General features: G+C 65.5%; 15 protein-coding genes. 6 read left to right on the top strand and 9 right to left on the bottom strand.

What is annotated here, in order from left to right; all coding sequences use genetic code 11:
- Positions 1 to 75: 75 nt before the first annotated feature.
- Both KCG88_RS00965 and KCG88_RS00960 read left to right on the top strand, forming a co-directional pair.
- Positions 76 to 582 (top strand): RNA polymerase sigma factor, encoded by a 507-nt coding sequence (locus KCG88_RS00965; RefSeq protein ID WP_047287928.1) that lies wholly within the window; start codon positions 76 to 78, stop codon positions 580 to 582.
- Positions 579 to 1,304 (top strand): anti-sigma factor, encoded by a 726-nt coding sequence (locus KCG88_RS00960; RefSeq protein WP_047287929.1) that lies wholly within the window; start codon positions 579 to 581, stop codon positions 1,302 to 1,304. The genes KCG88_RS00965 and KCG88_RS00960 overlap by 4 nt, the downstream gene beginning before the upstream one ends.
- A gap of 3 nt (positions 1,305 to 1,307) precedes the next feature.
- Here the strand turns inward: KCG88_RS00960 and KCG88_RS00955 are convergent, their stop codons facing one another.
- The 7 genes from KCG88_RS00955 to KCG88_RS00925 form a co-directional block, all read right to left on the bottom strand.
- Complete coding sequence (locus KCG88_RS00955) at positions 1,308 to 2,297, bottom strand: spore coat U domain-containing protein (RefSeq protein ID WP_047287930.1); 990 nt, start codon at positions 2,295 to 2,297, stop codon at positions 1,308 to 1,310.
- Positions 2,298 to 2,329: 32 nt separating this feature from the next.
- A complete protein-coding gene (locus tag KCG88_RS00950) occupies positions 2,330 to 4,687 on the bottom strand; it encodes a fimbria/pilus outer membrane usher protein (protein ID WP_210711530.1) in 2,358 nt (785 codons plus the stop codon).
- Positions 4,688 to 4,806: 119 nt separating this feature from the next.
- Entirely contained in the window at positions 4,807 to 5,598 is a 792-nt protein-coding gene (locus tag KCG88_RS00945) for a molecular chaperone (RefSeq protein WP_210711529.1), read from the bottom strand.
- Between the two features lie 39 nt (positions 5,599 to 5,637).
- A complete protein-coding gene (locus tag KCG88_RS00940) occupies positions 5,638 to 6,138 on the bottom strand; it encodes a spore coat U domain-containing protein (RefSeq protein ID WP_210711528.1) in 501 nt (166 codons plus the stop codon).
- Between the two features lie 4 nt (positions 6,139 to 6,142).
- Positions 6,143 to 6,679, bottom strand: coding sequence for a spore coat protein U domain-containing protein (locus KCG88_RS00935; RefSeq protein ID WP_047287934.1), 537 nt, complete (start codon positions 6,677 to 6,679; stop codon positions 6,143 to 6,145).
- A gap of 20 nt (positions 6,680 to 6,699) precedes the next feature.
- On the bottom strand, positions 6,700 to 7,236 hold the full coding sequence (locus KCG88_RS00930; RefSeq protein ID WP_047287935.1) for a spore coat U domain-containing protein: 537 nt from the start codon (positions 7,234 to 7,236) through the stop codon (positions 6,700 to 6,702).
- A 102-nt stretch (positions 7,237 to 7,338) separates the two neighbouring features.
- Positions 7,339 to 7,839, bottom strand: a complete 501-nt coding sequence (locus KCG88_RS00925; RefSeq protein ID WP_210711527.1) for a spore coat U domain-containing protein — start codon at positions 7,837 to 7,839, stop codon at positions 7,339 to 7,341.
- A 240-nt stretch (positions 7,840 to 8,079) separates the two neighbouring features.
- On the opposite strand from KCG88_RS00925, the gene zapE reads away from it, so the two are divergent.
- From zapE to KCG88_RS00905, 4 genes are all read left to right on the top strand, one after another.
- Positions 8,080 to 9,210, top strand: coding sequence for a cell division protein ZapE (gene zapE, locus KCG88_RS00920; protein WP_210711526.1), 1,131 nt, complete (start codon positions 8,080 to 8,082; stop codon positions 9,208 to 9,210).
- On the top strand, positions 9,207 to 9,821 hold the full coding sequence (locus tag KCG88_RS00915; RefSeq protein ID WP_047287938.1) for a hypothetical protein: 615 nt from the start codon (positions 9,207 to 9,209) through the stop codon (positions 9,819 to 9,821). Before zapE ends, KCG88_RS00915 begins: the two co-directional genes overlap by 4 nt.
- An 82-nt stretch (positions 9,822 to 9,903) precedes the next feature.
- Positions 9,904 to 10,176, top strand: a complete 273-nt coding sequence (locus tag KCG88_RS00910) for a hypothetical protein (RefSeq protein WP_246882528.1) — start codon at positions 9,904 to 9,906, stop codon at positions 10,174 to 10,176.
- Positions 10,177 to 10,265: 89 nt separating this feature from the next.
- The gene (locus KCG88_RS00905; RefSeq protein ID WP_047287940.1) at positions 10,266 to 11,579 is read left to right on the top strand and encodes a leucine-rich repeat-containing protein kinase family protein; all 1,314 of its coding nucleotides are present in this window, start codon (positions 10,266 to 10,268) and stop codon (positions 11,577 to 11,579) included.
- Between the two features lie 65 nt (positions 11,580 to 11,644).
- Here the strand turns inward: KCG88_RS00905 and KCG88_RS00900 are convergent, their stop codons facing one another.
- Together KCG88_RS00900 and KCG88_RS00895 are read right to left on the bottom strand one after the other, a co-directional pair.
- On the bottom strand, positions 11,645 to 12,349 hold the full coding sequence (locus tag KCG88_RS00900) for a YebC/PmpR family DNA-binding transcriptional regulator (RefSeq protein WP_011062247.1): 705 nt from the start codon (positions 12,347 to 12,349) through the stop codon (positions 11,645 to 11,647).
- A gap of 108 nt (positions 12,350 to 12,457) precedes the next feature.
- Positions 12,458 to 13,849 (bottom strand): FAD-dependent oxidoreductase, encoded by a 1,392-nt coding sequence (locus KCG88_RS00895; protein WP_210711524.1) that lies wholly within the window; start codon positions 13,847 to 13,849, stop codon positions 12,458 to 12,460.
- Between the last annotated feature and the right edge of the window lie 71 nt (positions 13,850 to 13,920).

Genomic DNA, 13,920 nt, shown 5'->3' with positions numbered 1-13,920 from the left:
ACCTGGAATAACCTGCTGTGCGGCGCGTCTTCCTAGCCTCAAGCCTAGTGACTGGCCCCGCATCCGCAGGATTTCATGAACGATCTCGACCAACAGCTACGCCCACTGATTCCAAGGCTGCGCCGCTTTGCCCTGTCCCTGACGCGCCAGCCCAGCAGCGCCGACGATCTGGTGCAGGCCTGCCTGGAACGCGCCCTCGCCGGATGGACCGAGAAACGCCCCGAAGGCGACCTGCGGGCCTGGCTGTTCGCCATCCTCTACCGGCAGTTCCTCGATGCCCACCGGCGTTCCCGACGCTACGCGCGGATGCTGGAGTTCTTCACCGGCCATGACGACAGCCAGCCCTCGGTGGAGCGCACGGTGATGGCGCAATCGACCCTGGAAGCCTTCGACCGCCTGAATGCCGAACAACGCGCCCTGCTGCTCTGGGTGTCGGTGGAAGGCTTGAGCTACAAGGAGATCGCCGAGATTCTCCAGGTGCCCACCGGCACCGTGATGTCGCGCCTGTCCCGGGCCCGCCAGGCCCTGCGCCAACTCAGCGACGGCGAAATCAGCAGCCCCTCTCTACGGATACTCAAATGATCAGCCTGCCCCCCAGCGACAGCGACCTGCACGCTTATGTCGATCACCAGCTCAATGAGCAGGACCGCCGGCTGCTGGAGCACTACCTGGCCAGCCACCCACAGGTGGCGGCCCGGGTCCAGGCCTGGCAGCAGGACGCCCAGCACCTGCGGGCGGCCCTGGGTGGCGCCCTGCTGCAACCGGCCAACCCGGCGCTGGACCCGGTGCGGATCCGCGCGCGCCTGAAGCAGCGCAGGCTGCGCCGCCTGGCCAGTGCCGCGGTGCTCTTGGTGGCGGTGGGCGTGGGCGGCCTGAGCGGCTGGCAGGCGCGGGAACTGACCTTGGCCGGCAGCAGCGTGCTGCCCATGACCGACGCCTTGCAGGCCTATCACCTGTTTGCCGAGCAGGGCGTGCTCCCCGCCGACTTCAAGGTACAGGGCAATCAGAGCATGCAGGCCTGGCTGGACCGCTACTTCACCCAGGCCAGCCCATTGCCGGATCTGCAGGGGGCCGGATTCAGGGCCGTCAGCGGGCGCTTGTTGAGTACCGAGCAAGGCCCGGCGGCCATGGTGCTGTACGAGGATCGCCAGGGGCGCAAGGTCAGCTTCTACATCCGCCCGCCAGGGCCGCAGAACAAGCTGCTGCCCCGAGGCAGCCGCCGCGAGGGCCCGTTACAGGCGCAGTACTGGTCCGGCCAGGGCTACAACTACGCCATGGTCGGCCCGGCGGAAATTCCCCTGTAGCTCTCAGAAGCCCACATCCAGCACCACGTTGTCGATATAGGTGCCGGCCGGCGGGGTGCTCTGGTCGGTGTAGATCCGGGCGTTGTAGTTGAAGATCTGGCTGCCGGTGCCCAAGCCGTTGCCGGGGTTCACCTCGGCGTCGGTGCTGGAGCGCCGGGCACTGCCGACACTGCCCCAGCGGGTGCTGCCGGCACTCTTGAAGATGTCGTAGGCCAGGTAGTTGCTGCCGGAAATCATCTGCCGGCGCCCCCCCGCACTCACCGGGTGCTGGCCGTCGCTCAGGCCCACGGTATAGGCACTGCCCTTAGTGCAGGCCAGGTTGATGGTCTGCCCGGTCACCGTCGCGAAGGCGCTGATCACCGGCGCGCTGCCAAAACTGATGTTCGGCGCGGTAATCACGCAGTCGTTGGACACCGTCATGTTCACGGTCAGGCTCTGGGTACCGCTACCGATGTCGCGGCCCAGGCACGCCCCCAGAGCACCGATCCCGGCACAATAGTTCCAGCTCCAGAAGATGCTCAGGCTCTCGGTGTAGATGCCCGCTGCAACGTTACTGCCAGTCAGGGTGCCCAGGTAGATCGGAACCGTCTTGGCTACGGTCGGGCTGCCCAGCAGGCCCAGCAGGTCGATGATCGAGTTGCGGGCGAAGTCGAACTGCACCCCGCGAGTGATCGGGTAGCTGGTGCTGTTGTTGGCGTACAGGGTGTAGCTGATGACATCCCCGGTAGGTCCCACCATGCCGCTGGTGGTGGAAGTGATGGTGGCGTAGAAATGATCGTTGCTGGCCAGAACGCTCAGCAGCGAGCCGGTGCAACTCAGCCCCGCATTGGTGGTGGAAGCCGGCTGCGAGGTGGTGCGCACCAGGATCGAGCTGACGGTGCCGAACCCTGCCGGCGCGGTCGGGACCGTCGTGCACAGTGCCTGGGCCGCGCACGACAGCACGCTCGCCAGCAGCCCCAGTATTGCCTGTCGCCATCCCTTGCCCGCATTCACGCGCCACGCTCCTTGATCCGGTGATACCGCCGTTACTGACAGACCAGCGGGCCGATCAACGGCACCTGCTGCTGTTGCATGTCGATGTCGAACTGCGCCTGGCAGGTCTTGCCGTCGGCCAGTTCCACGTGCAGGGTGTTTTGGGCCGCGAGGTTTTCCAGATAGACCAGCCCATCCCAGCCGACCACCGTCCGCGCCCCGCTCTGCTCATGGGTGACGTTGCTGCCCAGGGGCAGCTCGCGCTGCTGGGCATCCACCAGCACCACGCTGGCGGCAATGATCCGAGTCAGCGGAAACTCCAGCAGGTAGCCGCTGCCACGCCGCACCGCCACCCGCTGCTCGACATTCGGGCTCTGCACGTTGGCCGGCAGGTTCAGCGGATCGATCTCGTACTTGCCGCGGTAATAGGCGCTGCTCCAGGGCACCAGCAGATGGCCATTCTTGTCGGTCTGGCCCACCAACTGGTTTTCATAGCGCACCGGGATGTCCTTGTAGCCGTCGGTACTGACCACCACGAAGGCGTCGTCGATCTGGTTGGCGGCGAACACCTGGCGGTCCATCCACACCAGTGAGCCGCTGGCATCGGCCCAGCGGGTCTCGGCATCGCTGGTGCCATAGACCCCAGCCTGCAGGCGCACCGACTGCAGGCGCCAGGTCACGTCGGCCTGGCGATAGTCGGCGCCACTGCCGGTGGCGTAGCCAAGGTTGTAGCCAACCCCGCCTTCGATCGGCACCGAGCGGCTGAAGTTGACCCGCTGGCGGTTTTCCCCGGTCTTGCTGCGCTCGTTGCTCAGGCTCAGGCTGCCGTGCAGGTCGAAGGGAATCACCAGCTGTGCCTGCATGGCCCAGTGGCTGTCGCCGATCTCGCGGTTGGCCGACAGGTAGAAGCTGCTGTTGTGCCACAGCGGCTTGCTCCAGGTCAGGTTCAACAGCCGGGTACGGGTCGAGTCGGCGGCGCGCACGTCGAAATAGCCGGCGCCCAGGCTGCCGAAGCGCTCCAGATTGAGGCTCAGGGTCAGTTGCTCGCTACGCTGGCTGAGGCTGGTGTAGGGGCTGTCGACCACCGTCAGGTCAGCGTACTGATCACGCCGCTGTACCCGCTGGTAGGCGACGCTGTAGCGCTGGCTGCTGTACTGATAGCCAAGGCTCAACTGCTGGCCGCCGTCGCCGTCGAAACGGCTCTGGCTCAAGGCGGTATTGAGCACCCCGAACTGCCCCAGCCGCAGGTTGCCGCCGACCCCGCCCAGGGTCAGGGAGTCCGAGGCTTCGGCATGGCCTTCCAGGGTCAGGCTGTCGCTCAGGCCGTAGCGCAGGCTGCCGGAAGTGGCCCCCGGGCCATAGCCGAAGTCACGCAGGGTGTAGTCCCGGCGCAAGGTGCCCGCGGCCACCGAGAAGTCCGTCAGGCCCTTTTGCAGCAAGGTGCTGGTGACGTAGAACGGCACCGTGGTGGACACCTGCCGGCCAAGGGCATCGGTGGTGACCACCACCGCTTCGCCAGCGCCATTGATGAAGGGGATGTTGGTCAGGGTGTAGGGGCCTGGCTGCAGGTCGGCGCTACTGGATTTGTAGCCGTTGATGAACAGGTCCACCGAGGACGGTACCGCTGCTTCCCCGGCGAACTGCGGCAAGGGGTAGGTCACCAGGTCCGGACGCACCGAGAAATCCCGGGACAGTTGCACCCCGCCCAGGCGCACCGAGTTGCTCCAGGGCAAGGCGCCACTGATCAGGTCGCCGGCCTCGTAAGTCAGCAGGCGTTCATCGTCGGAAAAACGCCAGGTGGTGTCATAGCGTCGGTAACCGTTGTTCAGGGAGCTGTTCCCACCCCCCGACAGGGTCTGGCGGTACTGCCCGGTGTTGGACAGCGTGCCCCAGGAGTCGAACAGCCGCACCTCGTTCCAGGCCGCCAGGTAGGTGCCGCCGTCATCGGTGTCGTTGAGGTACAGGTCATAGTTGAGCAACCCGCCGAAGCTGCTCAGGGCCGGGGTCCGTGGGTAGGCCTGGCGGCTGCCGATGAATTGCTCCGGCAACCAGTCGGGCGGCACGTCCAGCAGCAGCCGCTGGCCCTGGCTGTCGTAGTCGCTGTGCAGGCCCGGCAGGCTGTCCAGGTCGACCTCGGCGCCCAGCCCCTCGGGCAGCTTGATCCCGGTTTCACGCAGGGTCTGCGCCGGCAGAAACAGCCGGCCGGAGCGCTGCTCCACCGCCACCACCTTCCCTGTGTTCATCTGATTGATCACCAGTTCCAGAAACAGCTGTGCATCGGCCATCGACTCCAGGCTGCTGGGTGGCGGCGGCAGTTCGCCCGCCGGCATCTCTGCGGCCAGCATCAGGCTACACAGGCCGGTCACCAGCCCTTGCCACCTGCGAAAACGCCGAGCCCGGTCCTGGCTCATTGCGGGCTCAAGTCCATCTATGGACATCTCCATCCCGGGGCGGATGCGCCACCGCGTTCACATCCGTGCGTACCTCTCCCCACCGGCCGTCCGACTGGCGGCCGCGTCTCGCCCAAGGCTCAGTGCGTAGGCGCCAGGTCCTGTACCTGCGGAGCTCCGTTGACCCGCAGTTGCAGGGTCGACTCCGCCGTCAGGGTTTCCGGCACCGGCCAGCGCATCACCGCCCCGGGCAACACATAGCCCAACAGCCCAGGTGCCACGGGCCGGGCCTGCCCGCCCTGCTTGAAGGCCACATCGGTCAGGCGGGCGTGCACCGCACCTTGGTTGCGCAGCTCGAAAAACGTCTTGCCGTCCACTGCCACCTTGCGCCAACTCAGGTCCGGCACGCCGGCGCCCTTGGGATCGCGAGGACGGGAGGTGTCCTCCTTGCTCCACAGCCCGGCGCCGTAGGCGAACAAAGGCACCGAGTAGCGCATCTGGAAGCGGATCGCTGCCGCGCTCTTGGCATCCCCTTCCGGGGTGATGGGCTTGGCCGAGGGAATCTCGTCGATGATGATCCGGTACGCCAGCTCCTGTCCCGGTGGCACCTCGCGGGTGCGGGTCAGGCGTACCAGTTGCTTCTGCCCGGGCTCGATCTTCGCCACCGGCGGGCTGCCGATGACATCGCGCTGGTTCTGGTACTGGTCGGCAAAGCCGCTCTGGCTCCAGGCAAACACCCGGATCTGCAGGTTGGCGGTCTCGGTACCGCGGTTCTCCAGCCACAGCGCGCTGGCCTGCTGATCGGCCTCCAGTACCGGGTCGATGGGCCAGATCAGCACCGAACTGGCGGCCTGTACCGTAGACACACCGGACAACAGCCCGGCCAGTATCAAGTAACGGGTGGCCTGCAGGCCCCGCAAAAGTAAATGCATACTGCTACTCCTTGTCCGCCTGATGGTCGATTCGCCCCTTCACCACGACAGCTGCACCTGCAGCACATCGCTGTACGTCCCCCCAGGCTGATTGCCCGGCAACTGCACCTGCCCGTAGATCGGCAGGCTGATGTTATTGGCATCGCTGTAGGCCACGGCCACGCTCTGGCCTATCCCCAGGCTCTGGCTGTAGCCCGCATCGCGAAACAACTGATAGGCCACCCGCGCACTGCCGCTATTGAGCTGCATGTGCCGGCCGCTGCTGTTGTACTGGCCTCCGTCCACCGTCATGTTCAGGGTCACCCCCGGCGTGCACTGCAACTGCACGCCCCCAGTGAGCGCCACGTTGACCGTGCTGGTGGACAGCGCCGACTGGCTGCCGAAGGCCAGGCTGCCGTAGTTGCTGACGCCCCCCACCACCAGGCACCCGGCGGTGATGGTGGCGCTGACCTGGAAGCTCTGGCTGGTGGCCGCAGCGATCCACCCCGGCCAGGCACTCGCGCAGGCCAGGAGCAGCAGCGCACAAGCGTGGCTGGCCATGGCATCAGAAGGTCAGTTGCACGGACACCGTATCGGTGTAGGTACCGGCCGGCAGCCCGGCCTTGCCCACCGCCTGGCCATAGAGGTTCACGGTTTGCGCCACCCCGGTGCTTGGCGCCAGGTTGATCACGCCGTTGATCGCGACGATCTGCGAATGCCCGGAGTCGGTGTACAGGTCATAGGGCACATAGTTGGCCACCCCGTCGTACAGGGCCCGGGTGCCACCGGTGGACTTGCCGTCATTGGCCCCGCCCTGGATGGTCAGGGTCGGCGTGGTGCCGGTGGAGCAGAGGATCGACAGCGCGCCGCCACCGCCGCCCAGCACCTGGCCGGTGGCCGTGGTGAACAGGCTGTTGGTGGTGCCGAAGTTCAGGGCACCGAAGTTCAGCCCGGTGCTGCCGCCGACGCCGTTGACCTGGCAACTGCTGGTGAGGATCAGGGTCGAGCTGATCTGCCCGGTGACCGTGGTGGCGGCATTGGCCGTTGAAGCCATGACCAGCCCCAACAGAGGCCAGCCGATTCTGGATACAAGCGCGTGCATGATGTGTGTCCTCTCATGGTTTACCAATCCAGCGTGATGGTCAGGGTGTCGGTATAGAGCCCTGCCGGAACCGCGCGGGTATTCGCGACCACAGAGCCGAACACCGGAATGGGAATCCGTCCGCCGCTGCTCACTGCGAAATTGCGCTGCTGGCCGATGCTGTAGCTGTCGCTACCGGACGCATCGACGAACAATCGATAGGGGATGGTCTGGCGGCCATTGCTCAAGCGCCGGGTCGTGCCGTCGCCGTTGAGGCCGCCATTGATGGTCACGGTGAAGCCGGTGACCGAGGAGTTGCAGGCCACCTGCAGCGGGCCCTCGGCGCTGTTGGTGAGGCTGGCCTTGATCGGCGCGACCCAGGTCGGGCCCTGCTGGCCGAAGTTGAGCATGCCCGGGTCGCCGATCGGGCTGGCCGACGGATCGCCGCCGCTGCTGACCTGGCAGGCAGCGGTAATCACCAGGCGTGCCTGGATCTGCCCGCTGATTGCCGCCTGGGCGTCGTCCGCCAACAGGCACAACGAACCCAGGGCGACAATCGTCCAGGTCCTGCCTTTCATCGCAGCCATCCCAGTTCCATCAGGACTCCCACATGGGCCGTTCACCATGAACCGCCCTCCCTGCTCTGCCCCGTTACTGGTGGCAGCCTTCATGCCCCGGCCCTACCAGGTCAGGGTCACTTTCAATACATCGGAATAACCGCCGGCCCGGGGGATCTCGGCCAAAGGTTCGATACGCCCGTACAAGGGCAGGTCCACCGTGCCGGAATCCGGCACCCGGCCACTGACCGGTACATTCACCGGCAGCGGAATCCGCCGGGCAGGGTCCTGGTAGAGGCGGTAAGGAATGGGTTTGCCGGCCCGGGTGTCGCTGGCCAGGTAACGCACTTCGCCGACGCCCCCGTGCAGGCCGCCGTCGATGCGCATCTGATAGGGGGTATCGGGGTTGCATTCCAGCCGCGGCTGGCGGCTACCCGGCAGCGCCGCCGACAAGGGCCCGGCCGGATCGTCCAGGCGCGCCGCGCTGCCGAAGTCCAGGGTACCGAGCTGTTCGATCCCCGCTTCGCGCTGCTGGCCGACCAACTGGCAGCCGCGCAGCACATCGACCCGGACCTGCACCTGCAAGTCCGCGGCCCCTGCTGTCGCGCTGAGCAATGCGCTCATCACTGCCACACCCTTATATCCATTCAAGGCCTCAATCCTTATGAGGAGCATTCGCTGAAGTCAGGTTAGCAACCCGCGGGGAAACCGCCAGTTAGCGTATTAATTGCTCACGGCATGAGCACTGCGCAGAAACCGTCTCAGCCATGCCTTTTCGAGATGACTGGCCGGGGCATTTTCTATTGGTTAAATTGGCGCGCCGCTCTTAAGGTGAGCGGCCTGGAACCATCGGGGTAATCAACATTGGCCGCTTTACCGCCAAAATCTGCACAGACTCGATCTCCCTGGCGTCGCCTGTTCGCCAGGCCCGCCCGCCGCCCGAACGCCGCTGGCGCGCTGATCCATGACTACTTTCGCCATAAGGCCCTGGACCTGGGCTACACCCTGAGCCATGGCCAGTTGCAGGTGATCGAGCGCATGGGGCAACTGGCCGACGCCCTGGAGCAGGCCACCCCGCAGGCGCCGAGCCTGTACCTGTATGGCGCCGTGGGGCGGGGCAAGAGCTGGTTGCTGGACGGCTTCTTCCGCGCCCTGCCCATCGCCGAGAAACAACGCCTGCATTTCCATGACTTCTTCGCCCAACTGCACCAGGGCATGTTTCGCCACCAGCAGCAGGCCGATGCCCTGGAAGCCACCCTGGACGAGTTGCTCCACCCGTGCCGGGTACTGTGTTTCGATGAGTTCCATGTCCACGACATCGGCGACGCCATGCTCATCACCCGGCTGTTCAAGGCCCTGTTCAAGCGCGGCATCGTGCTGCTGGTGACCTCAAACTACGCCCCCGAAGGCCTGCTGCCCAACCCGCTGTACCATGCCCGCTTCAAACCGGTGATCGAACTGATCAACGCGCGCATGCAGGTCATGGAAGTCGGTGGCGCCGAGGATTACCGGACCCACGCGCAAACCCACGAACAACAGGCCTTTACCCGGGGGCAGTACCTCTGGCCCGGCACCGCGGCCCAGCGCCAGGCGCTCCAGCTGCCCGAACGCCATGCCCCGGCAACGCTGCTGCAGGTCGGCAACCGCCAGTTGACCACCCGTCAGCGCCAGCAGCGCAGCATCCGCTTCGAATTCAACGACCTGTGCCAGCAGCCCACGGCAGTCATGGACTACCTGGAACTGAGCCGCCAGTTCGACACCTGGATCATCGATGAACTGCCGCCCCTGGCGGAGTGCTCGATCGCCGCCCAGCAGCGCTTCGTCAACCTGATCGACGTGCTCTACGACCAGGACAAGCGCCTGCTGCTGATAGGCCAACGACCGCTGGCCGAAAGCCTGGGCGGCCAAGCCATCGATCTGGCCCGCACCCGCAGCCGCCTCGGGCAATTGCAGGAAATCGGCCCCGAGCACCCGCTTGAGCGAGTAGCTACATGAGCTCGATCAGCTTTTGCGAGCTGGTGTGCCTGCACCTGCAAGATTCAACCCTCCAGCACTCCCGGCTATTTGGCCTGGCGAGTTTCTCGGCAGCCGAACTGGCGGCCAAAGGCTATGAGCGGATCGGCGAGCCCCAGGACTTTCACCAGTATGAAAAAAGCTGTACGACGCGCTACCACCAGCGAACCCTGGAGGTGCTGTTCAAGTGCTACTTCCTTGACCGGCAACTGATCGGCAGTGGCTTCAGCCTGGCCCCCGGGGCCCGCCTGGCGTCCGTGCTCAAGTACAGGAAACGCCTTGCGGCCCAGCAAAACCTGCCCCCTTCGCAGTTGGCGTTCCATTTCTCGGACGACAAGCAGGAAGGCGCGGTGATTCTGGATGACCGCCACGTCATGCGGTTCAACCAATGGCGCCACCAGGGCGCCTACCTGCTTGCAACCCTGGAGAGCGACTTCGACCTGGAAACCCCGCTGGGCAGAGCCGCCACCGGATCGGTAAAAAATACCCTGGAGCACCACAGCCTGGAGTCGATGCTGGCTGAAGCCGGGAACTCCAGGCACCCCGTGGCATTTCGCCGGCTGGCTGGAGCACTGCAAGATGCAAGCATTTGACCACCTAGAGATTTACCGACTGGCAGAGGCACTTTTGCGCGCCATTGAACATGCCCAGCCGAGGGCATTGGCGGCAGTTGGCGTGAGCCCGGCCATTTATGCAGAAATCCTCGAAGAGCTGGACAGCTCGGGAGAACGAGCCGGGGACCTGGCCCTTGCCCCCTTTGATCAGGCATTCCAGCCGGACCGCAGCGGCCGGGCGGCCCTGGACCTTTACCCGCTGGACACCGAGCCATCGGCCATGAGAGTGGCCTGCCAGCTGTGGTCCAAAGGCCGCAAGACCGACCTGACCCTGATTGCCGACTACGTTCAGGGGGCGGGCGCGTTGGCCTTCAGGCTGCTGGAAACCCAATAGCACTCATCCCATGGCCGCGCAGGCAGCAAAAACCGCTGAACTGCTTTATTCTGCCCGCCTTTTTCTTCTTTCGAGTGTTGACGCTGTTCATGGATACCCTTGCCCAACTGCGGGCTGGCCAACTGGCCGGCATCAAGCGCCTGGACCTGTCCTGCGGGCTGACCGAGTTCCCCCGGGAGATCTTCGATCTGGCCGACTCCCTGGAGATCCTCAACCTCAGTGGCAACGCCCTGAGCAGTCTGCCCGAGGACCTGCACCGGCTCACTCGCCTGCGCATCCTGTTCTGCTCGGACAACCGGTTCAGTGAAGTACCGGCCTGCCTCGGCCAATGCCCGCAACTGAGCATGATCGGCTTCAAGGCCAACCGCATCGAGCGGGTGCCGGCCGCCGCCCTGCCACCGCAGCTGCGCTGGCTGATCCTCACCGATAACCGCATCGCTGAGCTGCCGGAAGAACTGGGCCAGCGCCCGCTGCTGCAAAAACTCATGCTCGCCGGCAACCGCCTGACCCGCCTGCCCGAAAGCCTGGGCCAGTGCCACCGCCTGGAACTGCTGCGGATCGCCGCCAACCGCCTGACCGAACTGCCGCCCTTCCTTCTGGCCCTGCCACGCCTGACCTGGCTGGCCTATGCCGGCAACCCGCTGGAATCGGAAGCCGATGCCACAGCCCTGGAGTCCACGCCGACCATCCCCTGGAGCGAACTGACCCTGGCGCAACGCCTGGGGGAAGGCGCCTCGGGGGTGATTCACCAGGCGCAGTGGCAGCCCGCCGGGCACCCGCCGCGGGCAGTGGCGGTCAAGCTGTACAAGGGCGAGATGACCAGCGACGGCTCGCCGCTGCACGAAATGAACGCCTGTATCAGCGCCGGGCTGCACCCGAACCTGATCCGCGTCGAAGGCCGCATCCTCGACCATCCCCAGGGCCAGAACGGCCTGGTGATGCAGTTGATCGACAAAAGTTTTGCCAACCTGGCCGCGCTGCCCAGCCTGGACTCCTGCTCCCGGGACATCTACCCGGACGACGCCCGCTTCAACGCCGACGTAACCCTGGGCATCGCCCGGGGCATTGCCTCGGTGGGCGCGCACCTGCACGCCCAGGGCATCACCCATGGCGACCTCTATGGCCACAACACCTTGTGGAATGCCCAGGGCGACTGCCTGCTGGGGGATTTTGGCGCGGCCTCCTTCCATGCCCAGGACGACACCGTGCAAAGCCGGGCGCTGCAACGCCTGGAAGTGCGGGCCTTCGGTATCTTGCTGGAGGAATTGCTGGAGCGCGGGGATGGTTCGCTGAGCCTGGACCAGCAGCAGAAACTGGCGGCGCTGGTGCAGCGCTGCTGCCAGCCGCAGGTACTGGCGCGACCGGGCTTTACCCAGGTCTGCGAGGAATTGGCGGGGCTTTAAAACAGCTTCGCCGGCCAGCCGGCTCCTGCAGACTGATGCAGGATCCGGCTGGCCTTCGAATCGCCTTAGCCTGCCAGGCCGACGAACATGTCCTGCACGTCGTCATGGTTGTCCAGGCCTTCGAGGAAGGCCTCGACTTCAGCCATCTGCTCATCGCTCAGGCCGCTGACCGGGTTCTTCGGCTGGTAGCCAAGCTTGGCCGACAGCACGGTGAAACCTTGCTCGGGCAGGGCTTTCTGTACCGCATCCAGGTCCGCAGGCTCGGTCAGGAACAGGGTCGCGCCCTCTTCGCCCGGCTCGAAGTCCTGGGCTCCAGCCTCGATGGCGGCCAACTCCGGATCGGCGTCCGGGCTGTCCGGCGAGGCTTCGATCATGCCCACGTGGTTGAAATCCCAGGACACCGAACCCGAAGCGCCCAGTTGGCCCTTACGGAACGCCACGCGGATTTCCGCCACGGTACGGTTGATGTTGTCGGTCACGCATTCAACGATCAGGGGTACCTGGTGCGGGGCAAAACCTTCGTAGGTCACGCGGTGGTACTGCACGGTCTCGCCCAGCTGGCCCGAGCCTTTCTTGATGGCACGCTCCAGGGTCTCGCGGGGCATCGAAGCCTTTTTCGCCTGTTCCACCACCAGCCGCAGGTGGGCGTTGGTGGCGGTGTCAGCGCCGTTACGTGCGGCGATGGTGATCTCTTTGACCAGCTTGCCAAAAATCTTGCCCTTGGCATTGGCTGCCGCTTCTTTGTGTTTAACCTTCCACTGTGCGCCCATTACTCACTCTCTTGATCTATGGCGTCGAGTTGGATTTGGCCGACGCGATGGGCAAGTTTATACGTCCTCAAGGCCCTGATCGACCAAAAAGTCAGTGGCCGGCAGGCTTCAGCCCTTGTCGGCCTTGCCGGCCGCCGCAGCGAAACGCGCCAGGCGTACATCCAGGTGCCGCGGCCGGCGCCCGTGGTCCTCGGCCCGTTCCTTGCGGCGGATGGCGTTGCGCACCACCAGCGAACCCAGGTAGCGGATCGGCTCCGGCGGGAAGTAGCCCAGGGGGCCATTGACCAGTGGCGAGCGAGTCCAGGGGTTGTCCAGCTCCTGCACCAGGGAGGCGAGGATCTGCCCACCCATATGGCAGGGGCCGACGCCGCTGCCGGAATACCCAAAACCGTAGAACACATTGCCCGCGCGGCTCATCTGGCCGAAGAACGGCAAGCCGGTCACCGAGCGATCCGACGGGCCATTCCAGGTGGCCGCCACCGGCACGTCGGCAAAGGCCGGGAAGAACTGCCCCAGGCTGCGCTTGAGCAAGCCGGCGTAGGGCGACGGCTGGTCGAACACTGGCAGCATCCGACCGCCGTAGGCGAAGGTGTTGCCGCCCTTGCCGAGCATGATCCGACCGTCCGGGGTGTTGTGGTAGTAGTGCACGAAGATCCGCGAATCCAGCACCGTCACGCCGCTGGTCAGGCCGATCTGCTGCAGCAGTTGGGGGCGCGGCTCGGTGATCAGCATGTCGCTGGAAACAATCGCCACGCTGCGCTCGAATTGCGGGAAGGCCCGGGCCATCCAGGCATTCATCGCCAGTACCACGCGCTCGGCGCGGATCTGCCCCATGGGTGTGCGCAACAGCGCCGGGCGCCCCTCCTCCAGCCCGGTCATGGCGGTGTTCTCGTGGATCCTCACGCCCAGTTGCAGGGCCACCCGGCGCAGCCCGCGCACCAGCAGGCCCGGCTGTACGCTGGCCGCCGCCGGCGAATACCAGCCCTCCAGATGCTGGCTGGAACCGGCCATGCGCTGCACGTCGGCCAGGGGGCGCTTGTCGAAGGAGTTGATGCCGCGGCGCTCCAGCGCAGCGATCACGCCATCGGTGGAGCCGACCTGGGCCGGGTTGGTGGCCGTGTACAAAGTGCCGTCGAGGCGGTACTGGGCATCCACACCGTAACGCTCGCAGAAGGCGCCGATGGCATAGATGCTCTGCTCGGATTCCTTGACCAGGCGCACGGCCTCCTCGACACCGAACAACCGCTCCAGGGTGAAGTACTTGGCCGACCAGGACAGCGCACAGCCGCCGTTGCGCCCACTGGCACCGGCGCCGCAGATATCCGCCTCGATCAATAGCACATCCAGCCCGGGGTTCTGCTCCTTGAGCATGATGGCGGTCCAGAGCCCGGTGTAGCCGCCGCCGACAATCGCCACCTGGCAGCTGGTATCGCCCGACAGTGGCGGGCACGCCGATGAGGGTTGCTGTTGCAGGGCCTGTTCCAGCCAGAAAGGTCGCATGGTGAGTCTCCAGGTAAAAAACGGCGAGTGGGTTCGCTGGCAAGCCGGCGCCTACAAGCCTTCGTAGGAGC

Origin of the sequence: Pseudomonas sp. MWU349 (assembly GCF_017947325.1) — a bacterium.
GTDB classification, from domain to species: domain Bacteria; phylum Pseudomonadota; class Gammaproteobacteria; order Pseudomonadales; family Pseudomonadaceae; genus Aquipseudomonas; species Aquipseudomonas protegens.
The sequence above is the reverse complement of the archived record's forward strand: the minus strand, read 5'-3'. Positions and strand labels throughout refer to the sequence as shown.

Excerpts from the sequence above, each read along its gene's own strand:
- KCG88_RS00965 (WP_047287928.1), top strand. The coding sequence starts at position 76 with ATGAACGATCTCGACCAACAGCTACGCCCACTGATTCCAAGGCTGCGC.
- KCG88_RS00960 (WP_047287929.1), top strand. The coding sequence starts at position 579 with ATGATCAGCCTGCCCCCCAGCGACAGCGACCTGCACGCTTATGTCGAT.
- KCG88_RS00950 (WP_210711530.1), bottom strand. The coding sequence starts at position 4,687 with ATGAGCCAGGACCGGGCTCGGCGTTTTCGCAGGTGGCAAGGGCTGGTG.
- KCG88_RS00945 (WP_210711529.1), bottom strand. The coding sequence starts at position 5,598 with ATGCATTTACTTTTGCGGGGCCTGCAGGCCACCCGTTACTTGATACTG.
- KCG88_RS00940 (WP_210711528.1), bottom strand. The coding sequence starts at position 6,138 with ATGGCCAGCCACGCTTGTGCGCTGCTGCTCCTGGCCTGCGCGAGTGCC.
- KCG88_RS00935 (WP_047287934.1), bottom strand. The coding sequence starts at position 6,679 with ATGCACGCGCTTGTATCCAGAATCGGCTGGCCTCTGTTGGGGCTGGTC.
- KCG88_RS00930 (WP_047287935.1), bottom strand. The coding sequence starts at position 7,236 with ATGAAAGGCAGGACCTGGACGATTGTCGCCCTGGGTTCGTTGTGCCTG.
- KCG88_RS00925 (WP_210711527.1), bottom strand. The coding sequence starts at position 7,839 with ATGAGCGCATTGCTCAGCGCGACAGCAGGGGCCGCGGACTTGCAGGTG.
- KCG88_RS00915 (WP_047287938.1), top strand. The coding sequence starts at position 9,207 with ATGAGCTCGATCAGCTTTTGCGAGCTGGTGTGCCTGCACCTGCAAGAT.
- KCG88_RS00905 (WP_047287940.1), top strand. The coding sequence starts at position 10,266 with ATGGATACCCTTGCCCAACTGCGGGCTGGCCAACTGGCCGGCATCAAG.
- KCG88_RS00900 (WP_011062247.1), bottom strand. The coding sequence starts at position 12,349 with ATGGGCGCACAGTGGAAGGTTAAACACAAAGAAGCGGCAGCCAATGCC.
- KCG88_RS00895 (WP_210711524.1), bottom strand. The coding sequence starts at position 13,849 with ATGCGACCTTTCTGGCTGGAACAGGCCCTGCAACAGCAACCCTCATCG.